Here is a 19,031-nt window from a genome sequence, read left to right on the forward strand (position 1 = left end):
ACCACTCGCTTCGGAGCCAGATCGGAGACAAAACCGTCTAAATGGAGCCAGCAGCAAGTTAAAAAAGTAAGCCACGCCGTCGGGAGGATCAGTTCGCGCATCGCGAGACGACCAATTGGTTACATGGAAACAGCTTCAACTGCCTGCAGGCGCATCCACAGACTCCATTTGCGAAACGTTGATCCACGCAGTTCCAAGCTCCTGACTCGATAAAACGACCAGCAGCGTCACAAAGATTCCATTCATGGCTTACGAATTTGTTACCGCTCAGCGCATTCGCGGCACGACGCCCCTGCTGTTGGCGGCATGTGCCATCACGACAGCCTTTTTCGTTTCCAATGACGCAACGGACAAACTACTCACCAACACACTTCTGCTGGCAATCGGAACAATCCTGTTCAGTGTGCCCATTGGTTCCAGCCTCGCTTTGCTCATTTATGGCTCGGATCTCCCCGGCCGTCGACTCTTTCGTGTTATCTTGCTCGCCCTGCTGTTCATGCCGGCTTATTTACAAGTTGCCGGTTGGAACGCAGGCTTCGGCCAGCAAGGTTGGTTCTCACGCCAAGTTCTACTTTCGGAAGCCGTTGCCTTGCTCGAGGGTTGGCGTGGAAGCATCTTTCTACACACGGTAGTCGCAATTCCCTGGGTAACGCTGATCGTTGGTGCTGGCATGCGACACATTCCTCGACATCTCACAGAGCAAGCACTACTCGACAGTCCCCCTTGGCAAACCTGCTTGTTTCTCACCCTCCCCTTGTGCTTGCCATCGTTAATCGCCGCCACTTTGTGGATCTTTGTGACGACCGCATGCGAGATCACGATTACCGATGTGTACCAGGTTCGTACATTCGCCGAAGAAATCTACACGGGATTCGCCCTCGGTGACGACATTGGAGCCGCCCAAATCCGTGCTTTGCCAGGAACGTTACTGATCGCAGGACTTTGTCTGGCAGCGTTAATCACTTGCCAAACCTTATCAACCACAGTGAGTCCAAATCGGATTAGCCGCACGTGGTTATTCCCCTGGGGGCGACTGAAATGGCTAGCATTCGCCATCACGATTCTGATCCTCCTGGTCTTGGTAGGTCTCCCTATTGGAAATCTTCTCTACAAAGCGGGTATTCAAGTCGAACAGTCAGGCGCCGAACGAATTCGAGAGTGGAGCCTGACGAAATGCATTTCGATTTTCGTCTCCAGTCCGCTAGATTTCGCCGAGGAATTTGGTTGGTCAACCGCTTTGGGCCAACTCACTGCCATCGCCGTCCTGATGGTAAGTCTGCCATTGGCTTGGTTCGCCCGACAGCATCGCGGGGTGGCCAGTATCGGTTGGGCGCTCACCATCTTGGGACTCGCCATTCCGGGCCCGATTATCGCCTTGGGTCTTGGTCGCCTATTCAACCAACCCAATTCAGATTGGCTTTTTTATCTCTACGACCGCACCCTTGTCCTGCCGTGGTGCGCTCTGGCATTTCGAACTTTTCCTTTTGCGTTTCTGATTGCAACCTTCGCCGTCCAACGCGTTCCAGATCGGTTAATAGATGCCGCAAACATTGACGGCGCTGGACGATTCGCCCAATTGTTTTACGTCGTTCTTCCGCAGATTGGAACGTTGATCGCAAGCATCTGGATCGTCTCCTTTGCGATCGCCGTGGGAGACTTGTCAACAAGCATCCTGGCGGTTCCACCAGGTGTGACGACGGTCGCAATTCGCATTTTCAATTTGGTTCATTACGGAGTTGAAGATCAGCTTGCAGGACTCTGCCTCGTCACGATGCTTGGTTTCGTCGCAATTGCGGCAACTTGCATTTGGTTGACCGCGGCCGAGGATACGGATTGATTATGGAGTGTATAATAGAGTAGCTTTGGATTGCTTCAATCTGCGTACGTCCACCAATTCCTCCATGTAGAAAGCAAGATTTTGGATCGCACCCGTTTTCGACTCTTACTCTTCGCAATGCTTGGCCTACTCGCCTTGCCCAACTGGCCGACGTACGCCTTGGAAACGGTAACGATCAACCAACAGGGGATCCAACAAATCCTATCGGGACGAATCCTCGTCGAAGCAGAAGACGGTGGCTTGCTGCTGGAAACTCAAGATCAAATCATCTGGGTCATTCAGCCGAATGAAATCGAAAGTCGTCAACAAGACGAAACCGAATTCCAACCCGCCAAACGGACCGAACTGACAGCCGCCCTTCTGAAGGAGCTACCGCCCGGATTTCGCATTCACGAAACGGCCCATTATTCGATTTGCTACAACACATCCAAGGCTTATGCTCAGTGGTGTGGGGCCCTTTACGAACGACTGCATCGCGCGTTCTATACGTTTTGGAAGAGTCGAGGTATTAAGCTCAAAGAAACAGGCCCGCTCGTCGCCGTCGTGTTTCGAGACAAAGCGGCATTTCGCGCGTATGGGCGATCCGAACTTGGTGAGGCAAGCGATTCCATCATTGGGTTTTATAGTCTCAAAACTAATCGAATCACTGCTTACGATCTCACCGGTATCGAAGCGTTGCGAGCCCCAAAAGATCGCTCGGGCTCTTTGTCCCAAATCAGCCGAATGCTCACTCGTCCTGCTGCCGAACGGACCGTAGCCACCGTAATCCACGAGGCGACCCATCAACTTGCGTTTAATAGTGGCTTGCAGACGCGATTTGCAGATAACCCATTGTGGTTAAGCGAGGGTTTAGCGATCTATTTTGAGTCTCCAGATTTGAAGAGCCGCAAAGGTTGGCGGCGAATCGGCGCAGTCAATCACTTTCGTTTAGGACAGATGCGAAACTATTTACCGCGTCGGCCGCAAGGTTCGTTGGCGAGCCTGCTGACCGACGACCAGCGTTTTCGGGACGCACGACAGGCGGATGATGCCTATGCTGAGGCGTGGTCGTTGTGTTACCACCTGATCCGGAGTCGTCCAGATCAGTTCAAAGAGTATCTGGAAAAAATCGGCACAAAAACCCCGCTGGGCGTTGATAGTCCAAAAGTTCGCTTACGAGATTTCGAAGTCGCATTTGGTGAGAATGTGTCCGAAATCGACAAAGAATTTAGTAAGGCAATTCAGCAATGGCGGTCGTCAAAAAAATAGAACACCACCGCAGCAAAAGTCCAAACCTGGAATCGGCTGCGGTTTAGCGGTATGATTCAGAGACACACACCGAATACTCGAATGAGCGCGATCAGGCCCTCCCACCAGCCACCTCTGTTCGCCACCTCTGTTCGCCACAAAAGGAGCCCTCATGACACGTCCAAATTCTGGGAATGACTCTCCCGCCTCCTCGCGGCGACAGTTCATGCGACAAACTTCAGCAGGAATTGCCGCCGGCGCAGTCGTGGGATCGCTCGCGAGCTCGCAAATGGTCCACGCTGCTGGCGACGAAACGATCAAGGTTGGCTTGGTCGGATGTGGGGGACGGGGCAGCGGCGCTGCGATTAATGCCATGCACGCTGACGAGAACATGAAGCTAACCGTCATGGCCGATTTGTTCGAAGATCGGCTGCAACGAAGTCGCCGCAACATTCGCACCTCCGCCGAATCGGAAAATATGGGCCACAAATTCGATGTGGCAGACGACCACTGTTTCAGCGGGTTTGATGCCTACAAACAGGTGATGCAGTCCGATGTGGACGTCGTGATCCTGGCAGCCACACCCCACTTTCGCCCCAAACATTTGGCAGCCGCCATCGATGCGGGCAAGCATGTTTTCTGTGAAAAGCCGGTGGCTGTCGACGGACCAGGTGTCCGAGAAGTCATGAAATCGGTCAAGAAAGCAAAAGAAAAGAATCTCAGCATCGTTTCAGGACTCTGCTGGCGATACGACCTGGGTGTTCGCGAAACGGTTCAGCGAATTATGGATGGCGCCATCGGCGACATTGTCGCAATCCATACCAATTATCTCGCCGGCACCCTCTGGCATCGAGGTCGTAAGCCCGAGTGGTCGGAAATGGAATACCAGCTCCGAAATTGGATGTACTTCACTTGGCTCTCGGGTGACCACATCGTCGAACAGCATATCCATAGCCTTGACAAAGCGGTTTGGCTGATGAATGACCAACTTCCCACACGTTGCTTCGGACTGGGTGGCCGACAGGTTCGTACCGGAGAAAAGTGGGGGAACATCTATGATCACCATGCTGTTTGTTACGAGTTCGATAACGGCCCTAAGGTGTTCTCATACACCCGGCAAATGACCAACTGCCACACGAACGTCGATGACTACATTCTGGGAACCGGCGGCAAGGCCGCGTTGCTAAGTTTTGAAATCGATAGCGCGGGCGACAAGTGGAAATACGACGGTCCTCGCCCCAGCATGTACGACGTCGAACACAAAGAGCTTTTTGCAGGGCTCAGAAGTGGCAACCACATCAACAACGGCGAATACATGGCGCACAGCACGCTAATGGCGATCATGGGCCGCATGGCCTGCTATACGGGCGAAGTCATCGAGGGCGAAAAGGCGTTGAATTCAACCGAAGATCTTCGCCCCAAATCCTACGAGTTTGGTGATGTGCCTGTCCCGGCCGTTCCGATGCCCGGAATTACGCGGTTTTCATAATCGGCCTAGTCGGAATTGCGGCCACCGCCACGTGGCCGTCTGAACCACAGCCTTGATGGGGCACCTCCCTGACCGGCTTAAACACCGCATTCCTCCTGCGCGGGACGGGATTGCCACCGGGCCTCCGAAAAGCGGGGCCTCCGAAAAGCGGGGCCTCCGACGGCTGGCATAATCTCAGGACGCGCGGAGCACCTGCTCAAGCTGAGTCAACATGTCTTCGACCTTGCACTCGCGCCGAACGCACTGCAATTGTTCGCCCTGATTCACCCAGTTGTCGACTTTGGTTTGCGCTGACACGACGGTACTGTGGCTACGGCGGCCAAAGAATTCACTTATTTCGGTCAAAGCGGCCCGCGTATGCTTACGCGCCAACCACATCGCCAACATACGAGGATGGCTCACATGTCGAGAGCGACTGTCCGACTTAAGCATTTCCGGATCGATGTCAAACTCGTTGCATACCACCCGCTGAATATCATCAAGCCGCACAACCGAATACGCTTCAGGAAAAAGTTCCTCGATGACGCGGTCCGCCAATTTAATACTGATCGGCTGGCCTAGAGCCTGACTTGTCACCCACAGGCGGTTGATCGCTCCCGTGAGCTGACGCGCATCACCACACACCCGCTCAGCAATATGCTCGATCACCTCCCCCGAGACTTTCGTTTTCCGACGATGGGCCAACTGCGAAAGCACTTGGATTCGCGTGGCAACATCAAGCGGTTCTACGCTGCAGACTAAGCCACCGGCAATGCGGGCGGTTAGTTCGGGCCCCAAATTCCGCAATTTAATCGGACTGCGATCTGCTGCCAAAACGAGCTGCCGCGAATCACGCGACAAGGCGTCCATGGTGTGCAACAGTTCATTGATCGTTGCCTGCTTACCACCAAAGAATTGCAAATCGTCGATAATTAAGACGTCCACAGCGCGATACTTCTGCCGAAAGCTCGGTAATCCACCACCTCGCAGAGCTTGCAAGAAATAGGTTGTGAACTGCTCAGCAGACAAGTAGATCACGCGCTGACCACCCGAACGGCGTGTTTGTGTCCAAATTCCCTCCAACAGATGCGTCTTGCCCACCCCCGAAGGGCCATGAATGAGCAACGGCGAGATCTCGCCAATTCGATCCATCACCAGATGGGTTGACCGATAAGCCACCTGATTGGAGGGGCCTTCGACAAAAGAATCAAAACTCGCAAAACGACGCCGACCGGCAAGGTGAGTCTTACTGACGGACGGTTTGATCGTCGGCTTGGATGCAGTTGCTTGGGCCATCAAGGAGGAGGAACTAGGCGACTTGAGATCTCGCAAAGCGGGATCAACCGAAAATTCCACAACGGCTGAAGGCCCCAGTACGTCTGCTGCAACGCTTTCGATATCTGCAAGAAGACTCTTTCGCAATCGCTCGAGGCGAAACATCGAGTCCGCCTGAACGCTCACGATCGATTTTGTGCTTGAAATGTTAATCGATGGTCCGAACCAAAGCTCGAATCGATCACCTCCAAGCCGATCCGCAAGTCGCGAGCGAATTGCGGACACGATCTCCTTATCGCAAATTATCACTTCCTGCGGTTTCCTTTACCCGCGCGTACACCTAGCGCATTTTGCACTGAGGCGATTGCGCGCGGCTGGCCACTTAGCCTGCAATCGATACAAAGAACGTGTTGCGAAGTCGAAAAACTTCGTCAACATGTTAAGTCCTGGTTACGTCCGAGAGACCGATTTTACTTTTGTGGAGGACGCTGTCAAACCATGGATGCACTTGGAACGCTCCTTTTTTTATTTCACCCCGTGAACCTGCTCTTTCTTCGACAAAAATAGAAGTAGCTTTCTGGACAGGAAACTCGATCCGGGCAGCCAGCGACGTGGAAAACTCTTCGCTAGCTGCGACAAGCGACACGAAAAAATCGTCGTGGAGGCCGCCAGAAATCGATTTTTTCACGGTAAATTCAAAGGTATTTAACGAGCAGACGTTGAGAATCCACGATTTGAAAACCATTTCGAAGATAGACCGACTTGGCCGGCAAATTTTTCTGATCCACCGCGGCGGCCAACATACGCCCCTCCCGGGCAGCAACCCCCCGAAGGAATTGCAACGTTTCATCACCGAAGCCTCTCCCTCGATACTCGGGCAAGATCCCCCAATAAAGTGTTTCCAGCGGATGGATGACGCGAGGATCCGTCGGAGCCGCGAGGATTGCACAACCAATCGCCCGCCCTTGAAATTCAATCTGATACCAGTGAGTCGCATCACGGCCGCATCGCGCTAAGTATTCCGTGAGCACATCATCACTCGTACGTTCGTCCTTTAAATCTCGGCAATCCAGCGAACCTTGCCAGGTTGCCCGGAGCAAATCGGCGAACGCCGAACATTGAGAAACGGTGGAAAAGACGAGGGCGGAATCGATATCCGCCACATCAGGAACGGCGGCAAACAGCTCAACCGTCGTAATCGGCAAAAAGTCAAACGCAAGCAGTAATGGGTTCCACGAGCGAGAATGAGCTCCCAGCAGCACCTGGGCAAGATAAATTTCGGAATTTTGTTTAATAAGATCATCAATCGCCTGGAGCACCGCCGCTCCCTCTTCCTCATCCAACCGTTCCGACCTCTCGGGCAACAGAACGTCGATCACTCGACCCGCAGGTCGCCCCACCGCAGCGACCATGACAATTCGATCATCGCGACGAGCACAAACGAGTTTCCCGTCGGTCGGTAGGCAGGCCGCATCTCGATGCCGGACACGGGCGACCAACTCGATCGAATTCGCTGAGAGAATTTCTACCGACAACCTTGGAGCGGTCATTGCCAATTCTTCGCAGATTTGCGGCAACGCGTCAGCAAGAGGGACAGCTGCCCATCACCCGCGAGCCGGTTCGGTCAAATCATATCAGCCCGCTGCATTTCATACAATTTCTGCAGTTTTTCAGCGCTCAGCAACGCCTCTTGCGTCGGCAGATTAAGCTCCAATTCGATCTCAAAGCGGGTTACCGGGCCTGCTCCAGCCGTCGGAGCCGGCGCGACCTGAATCTGCATGAAATTGATCGGATTTTCTCCATAGAAGGCCAAATAGGTGGCCGGTCCGACAGACGCATACTGTTTTAGTCCAAATCGCTGCTGGACAAGCGTTGTCAGTGCCGTGTAGTCGGATGTGAACCCATGGAGCGTGATCCGCTCGATGCGGTGGTGCTCATTGAAGTAATAGGTCAGGGAACCGACAACATCATAGGGCTGCGTCCCCGTCATGATTGGCACTCGATAGCCGTGGAGCGGATGGGCCGGAAGGTCGGTGGTGACCGTCTTCCAATTCTGCTGAAGCCAAGCTTTCGTGATGTCGAACCGCAGCAGATCGGCGACAGAGAGGCCAACTGGGCCCGTTAGCCGAACATGTCGCATTCCCGGCCCTGAAAGGGCAGTGCCGTTCGCATCGCTCGATTTGGGCTCCAGTGGGACCGGATCCTTGTTGGCCTTCCCGCCAATCAGGCGAGTGAACAGATTGCCCGAATCCCCCTCTGCGGTTGTTGGCTGTAGGATTTTCGAGGAGTGATGCAACAGGTAGGGAGCTGACGCGGCGACAAGCAGCACAACGGCAAACAAAATCGTGCGTCCCATGAACTTACCTCCCTCAAGCCAATCCGATTACCCCGTCTTCATCCATCGGCTGTGGGAGCAGTTGAGGATGAGAAAGTAGCAGGTGAGAGGAAGAATCGTCGCGATCGGTTGATTGCCGGTGGTCGCGATGACCGCTACATTACGTCAAGTTTGAGGCGTTTTGAAACGTTGATCGAGCTCATCGGGCGTTGTTCCGAGGATCGCAGCCGCATACTCTGCGTCTGAATAGTAAGTTTCTCGTTCTTGCCCCATGACAAAGCCGAGTGCATCCAACATTCGCTCAGCTCGTTCGGCCGGATAGCGTCGTCGGATTTGCTTCAAGAACGCTTGAAAATCTTCATCGCTGAGGGCAATCACAACGGAAGGCCAACGTCGGACGATATGGCGAGGATTGTTTTGCAGGATTTCGTCGCGACAGTAGGCGGCGATCGAGCCCAGGCCCAGTTCGGCGGCAATCACGCTCGCCAAAACCAACATCCGATCCCGCATGAGAGGTCGTTTTCCTCGCAAACTGGCTTGGGCAAGATGCAAATAGACCCCTAACGGGTGTGAAAGATTACGGCTCATGTTAATCCATTCAAATTATGAGATCCGACGACGCGGCACAGCCAGCACCTCATCCATCCAATGCGTTGAATCATCGCCTTGTTGGCGAAATCGCACAAGTGGTTTGGATTATCTCCGCCCCGATAAAAATAAATTAGTCAATTCAAGCGGAGCTTAACGCCCTTTGTCTGCCGAAATCACACTCGACGATTACCATTGGCTCGTTGAAGGCGCTGGGCGTGGCTGGCTGGACAATGCGATCGACGATTCTCTGCCTCTCCATCAGCTTGCTGGAAAACTACGCCGCCAACTTAATCTGACAGAAACTCACTTGGTAATTGAACAGCATCAATTGCGCCATCGGGCCCGCAAAAAATTCGCAAATGCCGAAAATTTATTTTTCACCCCGATTGGATTAGAGCAAGCTTCCGATCGAATGACGGCTGATTACAAGTCCCATCGATTCAAGACAAACGAGCGAGTTGCGGATCTCTGCTGCGGCATTGGTGGCGATCTTTTCTCGATCGGTCAGCGTGGCCCGACCGTGGGATTTGACCGCGACCAGATCGCCTGTTATCTCGCCCAGACCAACGTCAAAACATTGCAACACACGGACAGTGCCGTGAGGCAGGCAGATGTCACGGAAATCGATTTTGGCAGCTTTGATTCGGTTCATATCGACCCGGATCGGCGGACATCAGGGCATCGATCAGTGCAGCTCGCAAATCACCAACCTTCGCTGGAGTTTCTTGAGCGACTCGTAGACAAGACCGCAAATGTGGCGATCAAGTTGGCTCCAGCTACCGAGGCAACGGCCTCAATGCTCGCCCCAGCCGAATTGGAATGGATCGGTTCGAGAAGAGATTGCCGACAATTAGTCGCTTGGTTCGGTCGCCTGGGAAATCAGCCAGGCAAGCGAGTTGCCACACTGATCGATGCGACTGGTTGGGAGTCATTTTCGGGTGCGTTGATTCCCGGTGAAATAACCAGTCAGCTGGGCAATTATCTCATCGAACCCCATCCGCCGGTACTGGCCGCAGGATTGGCAGGTCAGTTGGCCAATGAAAACAACCTATCGTTCATTACACACGGCGGTGGCTACCTGACTGGCGCCGCGGCGATTCGGTCTCCTTTCTGTTCGAGCTACCAAGTTATCGAGATACTGCCCTTTCGACCCAAACGGATCAAGTCCGCTCTCCAAAAACGCAATGTGGGGCATCTCGTGGTAAAAAAACGAGCAGTCAATCAAGATCCTCGACAAGTGCAACGGAGCTGCCAACCAAGTCAAGGAGAGCATTCCGCCGTGCTGTTCGTCACTTCGATCCAGGAACGTGTAACCGCAATCATCACACAACCGATCAACGAACAAAAATCCAACTCCATCAAAAATATTCACCCCGAATCATGACGGCGTAGCACGACGAATTAAAACTGATATGCTAATCAGAGATTGGTGGAATCGACCGATTTGTAAGCTGCCTGAATATTCCAGTCGTTTGGATTAACATTAACACCTCGCGCGCGGGGATTTTTGATGGACCCACACCCGTACGGCTGGTTAAGCCTGCTGCCTTCCCTCGTCGCCATCGGTCTAGCCATTACAACGCGACACGTGGTACTCTCGATGGTGATCGGGATTTTTGCGGGTGCGATAATTACCAATCAGGGATCCCCCTTCGGCGGCATCTCCGACACCCTTGAGCTCCATCTGTGGCACGCACTGATTCAAGAGGAACGACTACGCGTATTCGCTTTCACGCTGGTCATGGGTGCGATGATCGCAGTCATTCAGCGCGCGGGCGGCATGCGTGGCTTGATTGAGCTAGTTTCACCGTGGGCCAGGAATCGACGGCGTGGTCAAATTGCCACTTGGTTTCTCGGCATGCTGGTTTTTTTTGATGATTATGCCAATACCGTGCTACTCGGGAAGACTTTGCAGCCACTCTGTGATCGTTTAAAAATCAGCCGGGAAAAGCTTGCCTACTTGGTCGATTCCACCGCCGCACCTGTCGCGGGGCTGGCGATCATTTCGACGTGGGTCGCCGGCGAGATCAGCTTTGTCCAAGACGGACTCAATAACTTACCGGATGGAGATCAGGTAAATGCATTCTCGCTATTCATCAACAGCATCCCCTACCGATTCTATGCCCTGTGGGCGCTAGTATTCGTCTTCGTGATTGGCATCTCGAATCGAGACTTTGGTCCAATGCTAACGGCCGAGCGGAAGGTATTTTCCCAGGACGCTCCGGATCTTGAAGATCAAAGTAACGTCCCCATCGCGGGCTGGTGGAATGCGGTCATCCCCATCACAGCAACCGTGATGTGTGTGTTGGCGTTGATGATTCAAACGGGCTACGAGTCGTTGGCGCAAGAAGGCACCATCGAGGGTGCCACGGCGTGGCAAATCTTTGGGGCCGCCAATTCCTACTTTGCTTTGCTTTGGGGTTCTTTCGCCGGACTGACGATCGCTATCGCCATGGTTTTGCTCCAACGATTGCTATCTTTCCAGCAAGTCAATGAAGCGATGGCGACGGGTGCGAAGCTGATGATCTCACCGCTCGTGGTGCTTTGGCTCGCGTCAACACTATCCACCATGACGGGTAATGGAACCTTAGAAATTGCGCCCAATTCTGGAAGTGAACACTATCCCGCCCAAGAATACCGTTTGTATACGGGCGATTACTTGGCCGGATTGATCACGAATAATGGTCAGGAAAGTACTCCGACTTTGACCGCGTGGCTACCCACCATCATTTTCTTGCTGTCGGCCTGCATTTCATTTTCCACGGGCACGAGCTGGGGAACAATGGCCATCGTGATGCCAATCGCCATCCCGCTCGCGTATGGTGCCATCGCCGAACCGGGCAGCATGAACTGGCAACACAATCCGATCATGATCAGCGCCGTCGGCAGCGTGCTCGCTGGCTCGATTTTCGGCGACCACTGCTCTCCCATTTCCGATACGACCGTCTTGTCGTCCCAATCCTGCGGATGCGACCATTCCGCACATGTCTGGACGCAAATCCCCTACGCGTTGAGCGTCGCCGCCCTGTCCGTAGTCGCCGGAACGCTGCCGATCGGATTCGGCGTCCCGGTCGTCTATCTTTTGCCGCTGGGAGTGATTGCCATCGTGGCCTTGATCTACCTTTTAGGGCGCCCGGCCGATCAGGCCCAATCCTCCAAATCCTAATTCACAAAGCTCGCCCAGCATGCAGGTTTCACCAGTGATACATTCTGTAGCGATAATTCGACTTGCGTGACGTGGCGAATCACGCAAGCTATGATTGTGACGGTGGACTTCAGTCCAAATGCTCCGCGGCCAATCAATCCAATCTCGAACAGCATCTATGTCACGCATCCAAGGTATTTTTACCCCGAATATCGTTCCCCTTGATCAACGAGGCCAAATCAACGAGCCTGAGCTTCGTCGTTACGTTGATTGGTTGATCGACCGAGGTGTGCACGGGCTTTACCCCAACGGCTCCACGGGGGAATTTGTCCGATTCAATGCCCAAGAACGACGACGAATTGTCGAGATTATTGCTGACCAAGCCCGCGGCCGTGTGCCGATTCTTGCCGGTGCAGCAGAGGCGAATACTCGTGAAACCATTGAGGCCTGTGAGTACTACCATGAACTCGGAGTACGAGCTGTCGCGATCGTGTCCCCATTCTACTATCGCCTGAGCAGCGAGGGCGTTTACGCTTATTTTAAAGAAATTGCGGACGAGTCACCGATCGATATTACGCTCTACAATATTCCCATGTTCGCGTCGCCGATCGAAGTAAAAACGGTTGAAAGACTCGCTGAAGAGTGTCCGCGTGTGGTAGCGATTAAAGATTCGTCGGGCGATGTGCCTCACATGATGCGGATGATCGACGCTGTTCGACCAAAGCGAGATGACTTCAGTTTCCTCACCGGCTGGGAAGCGGCCTTGATGCCCATGTTGCTGATTGGATGTGATGGGGGTACCAATGCGACCAGTGGAATCGTCCCGGAAGTAACGCGTCAGCTCTATGATTTGACACTCAGCGGTGATATTGATGAAGCCCGCCAGCTGCAATATCGATTGTTGCGACTTTTTGACGCGATGCTTTACTCGGCCGAGTTTCCAGAAGGCTTCCGAGTGGCACTCAATCTCCGGGGAATCCAGACCGGGCCGGGCCGTCAGCCTCAGTCATCGGTGCAACAAAAAGATCTCTCGGATCTCAAGGACCAACTCTACGGTCTACTCAAGGAACAGGGCTGGACCGATGACCTGTTTGATGACGACCATGTGGCCCGTATCGTCCGACAAGTGCTCGACGACCTCGAACGCCGAGGATTAAAACGCTCCTAATTGACTCTCCCAGGTTACTGCTCACTCGCGATTGCGGTTCCAGCTCTGGGGAACACCTGGGCTCAATTCCTGTAATGAGTTAGGATGGTCGGAAAGGGAGAGATTAAGCCGATGAAGATTCTGCTCGCAAGTCCGCGTGGTTTTTGTGCCGGAGTTCACATGGCCATCGACAGCCTCGATCTGGCGATCGAAACTTTTGGTAGTCCAGTCTACGTCTACCATGAGATTGTTCACAACAAGTATGTTGTCGACTCCTTCGTTGAAAAAGGCGCCGTATTTGTCGACGAATTGTCAGAGGTTCCAGAGGGGTCCAACCTTCTGTTTTCCGCTCATGGCGTTTCTCCGGAAATTCGGCAACTAGCGCGCGATCGTCAACTGTTTGCAATCGACGCAACCTGTCCGCTCGTCACCAAGGTCCATCTCGAGGCGATTCGCTTTGCCAAACAGGGCAAAACGATCGTGCTGATCGGCCACGAAGGCCATGATGAAGTGGTGGGAACGATGGGCGAAGCACCGCATGCGATCAAGTTGGTCGAAAATGTCGAAGACGTCGATAGACTTCAGGTGGACGACGAAAACCAGCTCGCCTATCTGACACAGACCACTCTTTCGGTTGACGATGCAAATCGGATTATTGATCGCCTCAAGCAACGTTTTCCAGCCATTCAAGGGCCGCCCAAGGAAGACATTTGTTACGCGACGCAAAATCGGCAAGAAGCCGTTAAAACACTCGCTCGAAAAGTCGACCTCGTTCTTGTCTTGGGCAGCCAAAACAGTTCGAACAGCCAGCGTTTACGCGAGTTAGGCCGCGAATGTGGAGTGCCTGCTTATTTGATTGACGGTGCTGATGACATCTCACTTGAATGGTTTGAGAATGTCGACAACATCTTGGTTTCCGCAGGGGCGAGTGCTCCTGAATCGGTTGTCGAACAATGTATTGACTTCCTCGTGAAACAATTCGGTGCCACTGTCGAAGTCCGATCAATTCGCAAAGAAGATGTGCACTTTCAACTTCCCAAGGAATTACGGCAAGTCGCGGAATCGAAACCGACTTCCTAGCGGTTTCCTGTCTGGGTTTCCTGTCTGGGTTTCCTGTCTGGCATGCTTGAGCCACTCGGACCTCAGGAGTCGACAATTGGCAGCGCAATGACAAAGGTGGCCCCTCGCCCGGCTTCACTGTGCACCACAATCGTCCCTCCGTGTAATTCAACGATCCGCCAGGCTTTTGACAAACCGAAGCCGAGGCCCCGCCCTGCCTCACGGCCCGAATAGAAGGGATCAAAAAGGTGAGCACGTACGGCGTCGCTTACCCCGGGACCGTTGTCTCGGAGTTCAATTTCCAGCCGCGGCCCCCCGAATGGCAGTGGATCAGTCACGCGCCGCACGCGAATGGAGAATTGCCCTTGCCCACCCATCGCTTCACTCGCGTTCGCGCAGATCGCCTGAATTGCAACAGCCATCTGTTCCGCGTCGACGGAAACCATTTCTGCTTCGCTGTCGATACTCCATGACATTTCAATGGTGTCCTTCAAGTCGCTTTCCAACAGTGCAACCAAGGGACGAAACAACTCACCAACTGAAATCGGCTGCAACGTCAAAGCGGGAGGTTTGGCGAACAACATCATGTCAGCAATCATCTCGTGGGCCCGAAAAGCCTGACTATTGATCGTGGCCAAACTTCGACGACGCTCCGGATTCGCCTCATCTCGCATTAAGACTTGAGCGCGTGAAGAAATATTTGCCAAAGGATTGTTGATCTCGTGGCTCGCACCGTAAGCCAACTCCTTCATGGCTGCGATTTTCTGCACTTCAAGCTCTCGTTCAAAGGCATGCTCCAAATGCGCCTGTTGCTCGACCAGCTCGAACAACCTGGGCAAGGCTTTGTGCAATGGAGTTAAACAAAGGGCGAAGCCTTGCAGCTCCAGCTGGCTTACCTGACACTCTTTTCCTGTTCGACTGTCATCAACCTCCTCGAGAGAACGCTCGATCGCCGCTCGGAGCACTGCTTGCCCACCACGAGATTCACCCGTCAGACAAACAGGAATTTCGGACGTTTTTTCAAACGGCTCGTCTACGTTACCAGCAAAACAGAGGGACAAGACCGCAGCCGTATTTCGTTCGGCTGCGCCGAGGTCATGCAGCGCCGCGGCGGTGCGTCGCATTAAATTCGCGGCTCGAATCCACCACCGCTGAAACTGGAACCACTCCGCCTGACTCAGCTGCCGAGCTTCAAGCGAATCCCGTAGCCGACGCGCGATCCCCAAGGCAGGCGCATGGCGGAGCAGGTGGCTGAGATCTTCAAAACAAAGTTCGTCAGCTGGCCATTGGCTCAATAACCAGCTCGCCAACGATGAATCGCTTAAAATCACCTCGAGCAGCTGATCGGCGTCTCCGGAGACAGTCGCCTCGACCAATCGTGAAACGGTCAGATCGGTGAGAGGCCGCCATGGCAACCCATCCGCCAATTTCACACCCAACACGTCGCGAACATCGGGAGAACTCATAGAAAAAAACGCGTACCGAGTCATCGGTACGCGTCTCCGAAAATCGTTTTGATCCAAGCCTTATCAGGCGTTTGAGGGTGCTGCCTCGAGTGTCAGCAACTCACAAGCTCGTTCTAACAACTTATCAACAGCAAACGGCTTTTGCACAAAATCATTTGCACCGGCAGCTTTCAAGTCGGCAACCTTATCGGCTTCGACCATTCCGGAAATACAGATAATTTTGACTTCATCCAACGTGCTGTCACTTCGGACTCGAACACAAACCTCGCGTCCATTGATGTCCGGTAGCATCACATCCAGCACGACCAAATCAGGACGAAATTCTTTGACAAGCATCCCAGCATCAAACCCATTATTCGCCGTACGAACGTCGAAACGACCATCTCGATCAAAGGTATCCTTCAACAGTTCAACCAGTTCCTCATCGTCATCGACGATCAACACTTTGCGTTTGCCACTTTCCAACGCCTCAGTCGGAATGCCGTTATCTTTCATAAAGGCAAACAGCTGATCGCGCGGAATGCGCCGAAAACGACTACCTGGAACGCGAAATCCTTTGAGCTGACCGGAATCGAAACAACGAATGATGGTCTGTTGGCTGACCTTACAAATCTTTGCCGCTTCGCCCGTAGTAAACACAGTTTTCATGGCTACGAATATCCTTTCCTAGCCTGTATGAGGCCGCTTGCAACACACGGAGTCGTCAAACCCAAGTCCGTTTCGCTGACAATGTCACAGAACGCGCCTAGCTCCCTCGTTGAGCAAGATTCCGTTTTATGCGTAGAACGCACACTTTCCTGCATCCATCCATTCGGCCAGTTATAAGCGATCCTTCCAACTTTGCCGAACCTCCCAACTGCCCTGCATTATAGGGATCCCAGAAAGAGCGTCAAGATCGATAATCGCAACGCAAGTTACTATGTTGTATGCATTTACGACTGGAAACCTCACATTTTGATGCCAAATCACCCGATATTTTCCAATCTGAAAAACCCTAGTAAAGGTCTTTGAATTATCCAAACTGCTGTTTTGCTTCTTAATCCCGCTTTCTCTCTAAACCAAAAAAATGACCCAAGATTGCCTAGCTAATCGATCGGCCATACGCCTTTCCGTGACCAGCTCAAGCGGTCATTGCTTCCACGGCAAAACGATTGTTTGCCTTGCCAGCGCGACTCGGCAAAAGAAGAAAAGATTGAATCGATGCGTCTCAGCTGGTGGATCGATTTCCTTCCAGATAGGTCATCAACAAGGCAACGTCGGCTGGCGTGATTCCGCTGATGCGACTGGCCTGAGCCAGACTTACGGGACGAATTTTCGACAGCTTTTCGCGAGCCTCATTCCGAAGCTGCCCGATCGATGCATAATCCAGGCTATCTGGAATGCGCTTTGCCGCCAGTCGTTTCTGCCGGGCGACTTCGACTTCTTGCCTCGCAATGTACCCAGAATACTTGATGTCACATTCCACCTGCCAAGCCACTTCTCGAGTAACAGTTGCCAAAACAGGAAAGCGTTCTTGCATTTCAGCCCAGGTGATCTCGGGACGGCGCAGATACTTGGCGGCGGTCACAGATTCAATCCGCTCCCTTTCAAGCATGGATTTTAATTCATTGATTTGTTGCTCTTTTGTTTGCAAGTATTCAGAGCGTTCGTCGCCGACAAGTCCGCACTGAAAGGCGATCGGAGTCAAGCGTCGATCGGCATTGTCTTGCCGCAAGCGAAGCCGGTGTTCGGCGCGGCTTGTGAACATCCGATAAGGTTCGTCAACCCCCTGGGTGATCAGATCGTCGATCAAGACCCCGATGTAGGCATCTTCTCGAGGAATGATCAAACTTGATTGATCCTTGATCTTCAGCGCGGCATTCGCACCGGCGACCAAGCCCTGGGCAGCGGCCTCTTCGTATCCGGTCGTTCCATTGATTTGACCGGCAAAGAACAAACCTTGAACTCGTTTCGTCTCGAGCGTCGCCCGGAGTTGATCGGGAGGGCAAAAATCATACTCAACAGCATACCCATATCGCATAATTTGCACATTTTCGAGCCCTGGAATCAGACGAAACATTTGATCCTGCACGTCCCGAGGTAGGCTTGTTGAAATTCCATTGACATAGTATTCCTGGGTCTCATAACCCTCGGGTTCTAGAAACAGCTGATGTTGATCTCGATCCGCAAAGCGGACGACTTTGTCTTCAATCGAGGGACAATAGCGTGGTCCGTTGGATTCTATTTGCCCGCTATAAATAGGGGCTCGTTGCAAGTTTGCTCGAATCAAATCGTGCACGGCTGGATTTGTGTAGGTAATCCAACAGGGCAGCTGCTCAACTTTTAGTGACGAGTTTAGAAAAGAAAACGGTTGCGGTTCGTCATCGCCGGGCTGTCTTTCACACTTTGCATAGTCGATGGATCGCCCGTTTACACGAGGTGGCGTGCCCGTCTTGAATCGTTGGACTTGGAAATCCAACCGTTTCAAAGCGCCGCTGATCCCACTTGTGGTCCCTTCTCCAGCCCGTCCTCCAGCCGTTTGTGACTCGCCCGTGTGCATCAGCGCCTGCAAAAACGTCCCCGTCGTGAGGATGACGGATCGCGCCTGATAGGTCGCCGATCCACGCACACGAACTCCGGTGACTCGTTCTCCCTGCTGGGTTGATTCGGTGACCAGATCTTCTACGACTTCTTGAATCAGATGGAGCCCGTCTTGATCTTCCACGGCGTGCTTGATCGTCTGCTGGTAGAGTTTCTTATCGGCTTGGGCGCGCGGGCTGTGCATGGCCGGACCTTTTCGGCAATTGAGCATGCGAAACTGCAAGCCACTCCGATCGATCGCTTGCCCCATGAACCCGCCCAAAGCATCAACTTCGCGAACAATTTGCCCTTTGCCGACACCACCAATTGCCGGATTACAGCTCATTTGCCCCACCGTATCCAAATTGGTGGTCAACAAAGCGGTGCGTGCGCCCACACGTGCGGCAGCAAGCGCCGCTTCCGTCCCCGCATGGCCGGCACCGACGACAATCACATCGTAATCGTAACGGCTACTGTTCATTTTTTCGCAATCTCGGCCCATCGTTGGTTACTACATTTCATTCAACATGCCTCGCCTCCGCAACTCGGTTCGCCCTCATCCGAAACACCTGGTTCAAAACAGCATTTGCTGGAGAACCAATAGCCGGCATTGAAACGAGCACAGGGAGTATCAGGGCAACCTCGAGGTACACACTTTCCAGCGTATTGCAGACGTCTCTGCAGCCATCAATTATCGAGACCCTGAGAAATCCGGAAAGGGGCGAAACGGGCCAGATCAGAATTTAAGCTCGCTGTCAGCGACCAACCATGCGGTAGAAAAGGCATTAGCCGACTTATTTTCCAGCTGGATTCTTCACGAATCAGGCTGTTTGCCCGTTGCACAGATTGGGGGTTTGGGAGAACCGTCTTCGAAATCGCTGCCATTCCTGCTGAGGCAAAAAACGGATTCCAGTGCGGCGCC

The 19,031-nt window shown here is 53.2% G+C and carries 14 protein-coding genes; 7 read left to right on the forward strand and 7 right to left on the reverse strand.

Going from position 1 to position 19,031, the window contains the following annotated elements; genetic code table 11:
* The first annotated feature begins 244 nt into the window (after positions 1-244).
* The 3 genes from P8N76_23530 (at position 245) to P8N76_23540 (ending at position 4,553) form a co-directional block, all read left to right on the forward strand.
* The gene (locus P8N76_23530; GenBank protein ID MDG2384661.1) at positions 245-1,837 is read left to right on the forward strand and encodes an ABC transporter permease subunit; all 1,593 of its coding nucleotides are present in this window, start codon (positions 245-247) and stop codon (positions 1,835-1,837) included.
* A gap of 30 nt (positions 1,838-1,867) precedes the next feature.
* Positions 1,868-3,085, forward strand: coding sequence for a DUF1570 domain-containing protein (locus P8N76_23535; GenBank protein MDG2384662.1), 1,218 nt, complete (start codon positions 1,868-1,870; stop codon positions 3,083-3,085).
* 151 nt (positions 3,086-3,236) lie between these two features.
* On the forward strand, positions 3,237-4,553 hold the full coding sequence (locus tag P8N76_23540; protein MDG2384663.1) for a Gfo/Idh/MocA family oxidoreductase: 1,317 nt from the start codon (positions 3,237-3,239) through the stop codon (positions 4,551-4,553).
* Positions 4,554-4,727: 174 nt separating this feature from the next.
* On the opposite strand, the gene dnaA is transcribed toward P8N76_23540, so the two are convergent.
* The 4 genes from dnaA to P8N76_23560 form a co-directional block, all read right to left on the reverse strand.
* Positions 4,728-6,092: a chromosomal replication initiator protein DnaA gene (dnaA, locus tag P8N76_23545; protein ID MDG2384664.1), complete on the reverse strand. Its 1,365-nt coding sequence runs from the start codon at positions 6,090-6,092 to the stop codon at positions 4,728-4,730.
* Positions 6,093-6,502: 410 nt separating this feature from the next.
* On the reverse strand, positions 6,503-7,357 hold the full coding sequence (locus tag P8N76_23550; protein MDG2384665.1) for a GNAT family N-acetyltransferase: 855 nt from the start codon (positions 7,355-7,357) through the stop codon (positions 6,503-6,505).
* Positions 7,358-7,431: 74 nt separating this feature from the next.
* A complete protein-coding gene (locus P8N76_23555) occupies positions 7,432-8,163 on the reverse strand; it encodes a hypothetical protein (protein ID MDG2384666.1) in 732 nt (243 codons plus the stop codon).
* A gap of 144 nt (positions 8,164-8,307) precedes the next feature.
* Positions 8,308-8,730 carry a hypothetical protein gene (locus tag P8N76_23560; protein ID MDG2384667.1) on the reverse strand — a complete coding sequence of 141 codons (423 nt, stop codon included), beginning with the start codon at positions 8,728-8,730 and terminating at the stop codon, positions 8,308-8,310.
* A gap of 163 nt (positions 8,731-8,893) precedes the next feature.
* Between P8N76_23560 and P8N76_23565 the strand changes: the two genes are divergently transcribed.
* From P8N76_23565 to ispH, 4 genes are all read left to right on the forward strand, one after another.
* Positions 8,894-10,117 (forward strand): hypothetical protein, encoded by a 1,224-nt coding sequence (locus P8N76_23565; protein ID MDG2384668.1) that lies wholly within the window; start codon positions 8,894-8,896, stop codon positions 10,115-10,117.
* A gap of 126 nt (positions 10,118-10,243) precedes the next feature.
* A complete protein-coding gene (locus P8N76_23570) occupies positions 10,244-11,899 on the forward strand; it encodes a Na+/H+ antiporter NhaC family protein (GenBank protein ID MDG2384669.1) in 1,656 nt (551 codons plus the stop codon).
* 157 nt (positions 11,900-12,056) lie between these two features.
* Positions 12,057-13,046, forward strand: coding sequence for a dihydrodipicolinate synthase family protein (locus P8N76_23575; protein ID MDG2384670.1), 990 nt, complete (start codon positions 12,057-12,059; stop codon positions 13,044-13,046).
* A gap of 111 nt (positions 13,047-13,157) precedes the next feature.
* Positions 13,158-14,105 carry a 4-hydroxy-3-methylbut-2-enyl diphosphate reductase gene (gene ispH / locus P8N76_23580; GenBank protein ID MDG2384671.1) on the forward strand — a complete coding sequence of 316 codons (948 nt, stop codon included), beginning with the start codon at positions 13,158-13,160 and terminating at the stop codon, positions 14,103-14,105.
* Positions 14,106-14,167: 62 nt separating this feature from the next.
* Here ispH and P8N76_23585 read toward each other — a convergent pair whose 3' ends face one another.
* From P8N76_23585 to mnmG, 3 genes are all read right to left on the reverse strand, one after another.
* Entirely contained in the window at positions 14,168-15,574 is a 1,407-nt protein-coding gene (locus P8N76_23585; protein ID MDG2384672.1) for an ATP-binding protein, read from the reverse strand.
* Between the two features lie 39 nt (positions 15,575-15,613).
* Positions 15,614-16,198, reverse strand: coding sequence for a response regulator (locus P8N76_23590; protein ID MDG2384673.1), 585 nt, complete (start codon positions 16,196-16,198; stop codon positions 15,614-15,616).
* Between the two features lie 559 nt (positions 16,199-16,757).
* Complete coding sequence (gene mnmG, locus P8N76_23595) at positions 16,758-18,590, reverse strand: tRNA uridine-5-carboxymethylaminomethyl(34) synthesis enzyme MnmG (GenBank protein ID MDG2384674.1); 1,833 nt, start codon at positions 18,588-18,590, stop codon at positions 16,758-16,760.
* Positions 18,591-19,031 lie beyond the last annotated feature (441 nt).

It is taken from the genome of Pirellulaceae bacterium, from assembly GCA_029243025.1.
Lineage (GTDB): Bacteria > Planctomycetota > Planctomycetia > Pirellulales > Pirellulaceae.

Coding starts and splice junctions, on each gene's coding strand:
- P8N76_23575 (MDG2384670.1), top strand. CDS start 12,057: ATGTCACGCATCCAAGGTATTTTTACCCCGAATATCGTTCCCCTTGAT.
- mnmG (MDG2384674.1), bottom strand. CDS start 18,590: ATGAACAGTAGCCGTTACGATTACGATGTGATTGTCGTCGGTGCCGGC.
- P8N76_23555 (MDG2384666.1), bottom strand. CDS start 8,163: ATGGGACGCACGATTTTGTTTGCCGTTGTGCTGCTTGTCGCCGCGTCA.
- P8N76_23530 (MDG2384661.1), top strand. CDS start 245: ATGGCTTACGAATTTGTTACCGCTCAGCGCATTCGCGGCACGACGCCC.
- P8N76_23585 (MDG2384672.1), bottom strand. CDS start 15,574: ATGACTCGGTACGCGTTTTTTTCTATGAGTTCTCCCGATGTTCGCGAC.
- P8N76_23570 (MDG2384669.1), top strand. CDS start 10,244: ATGGACCCACACCCGTACGGCTGGTTAAGCCTGCTGCCTTCCCTCGTC.
- P8N76_23550 (MDG2384665.1), bottom strand. CDS start 7,357: ATGACCGCTCCAAGGTTGTCGGTAGAAATTCTCTCAGCGAATTCGATC.
- ispH (MDG2384671.1), top strand. CDS start 13,158: ATGAAGATTCTGCTCGCAAGTCCGCGTGGTTTTTGTGCCGGAGTTCAC.
- P8N76_23590 (MDG2384673.1), bottom strand. CDS start 16,198: ATGAAAACTGTGTTTACTACGGGCGAAGCGGCAAAGATTTGTAAGGTC.
- P8N76_23560 (MDG2384667.1), bottom strand. CDS start 8,730: ATGAGCCGTAATCTTTCACACCCGTTAGGGGTCTATTTGCATCTTGCC.
- P8N76_23540 (MDG2384663.1), top strand. CDS start 3,237: ATGACACGTCCAAATTCTGGGAATGACTCTCCCGCCTCCTCGCGGCGA.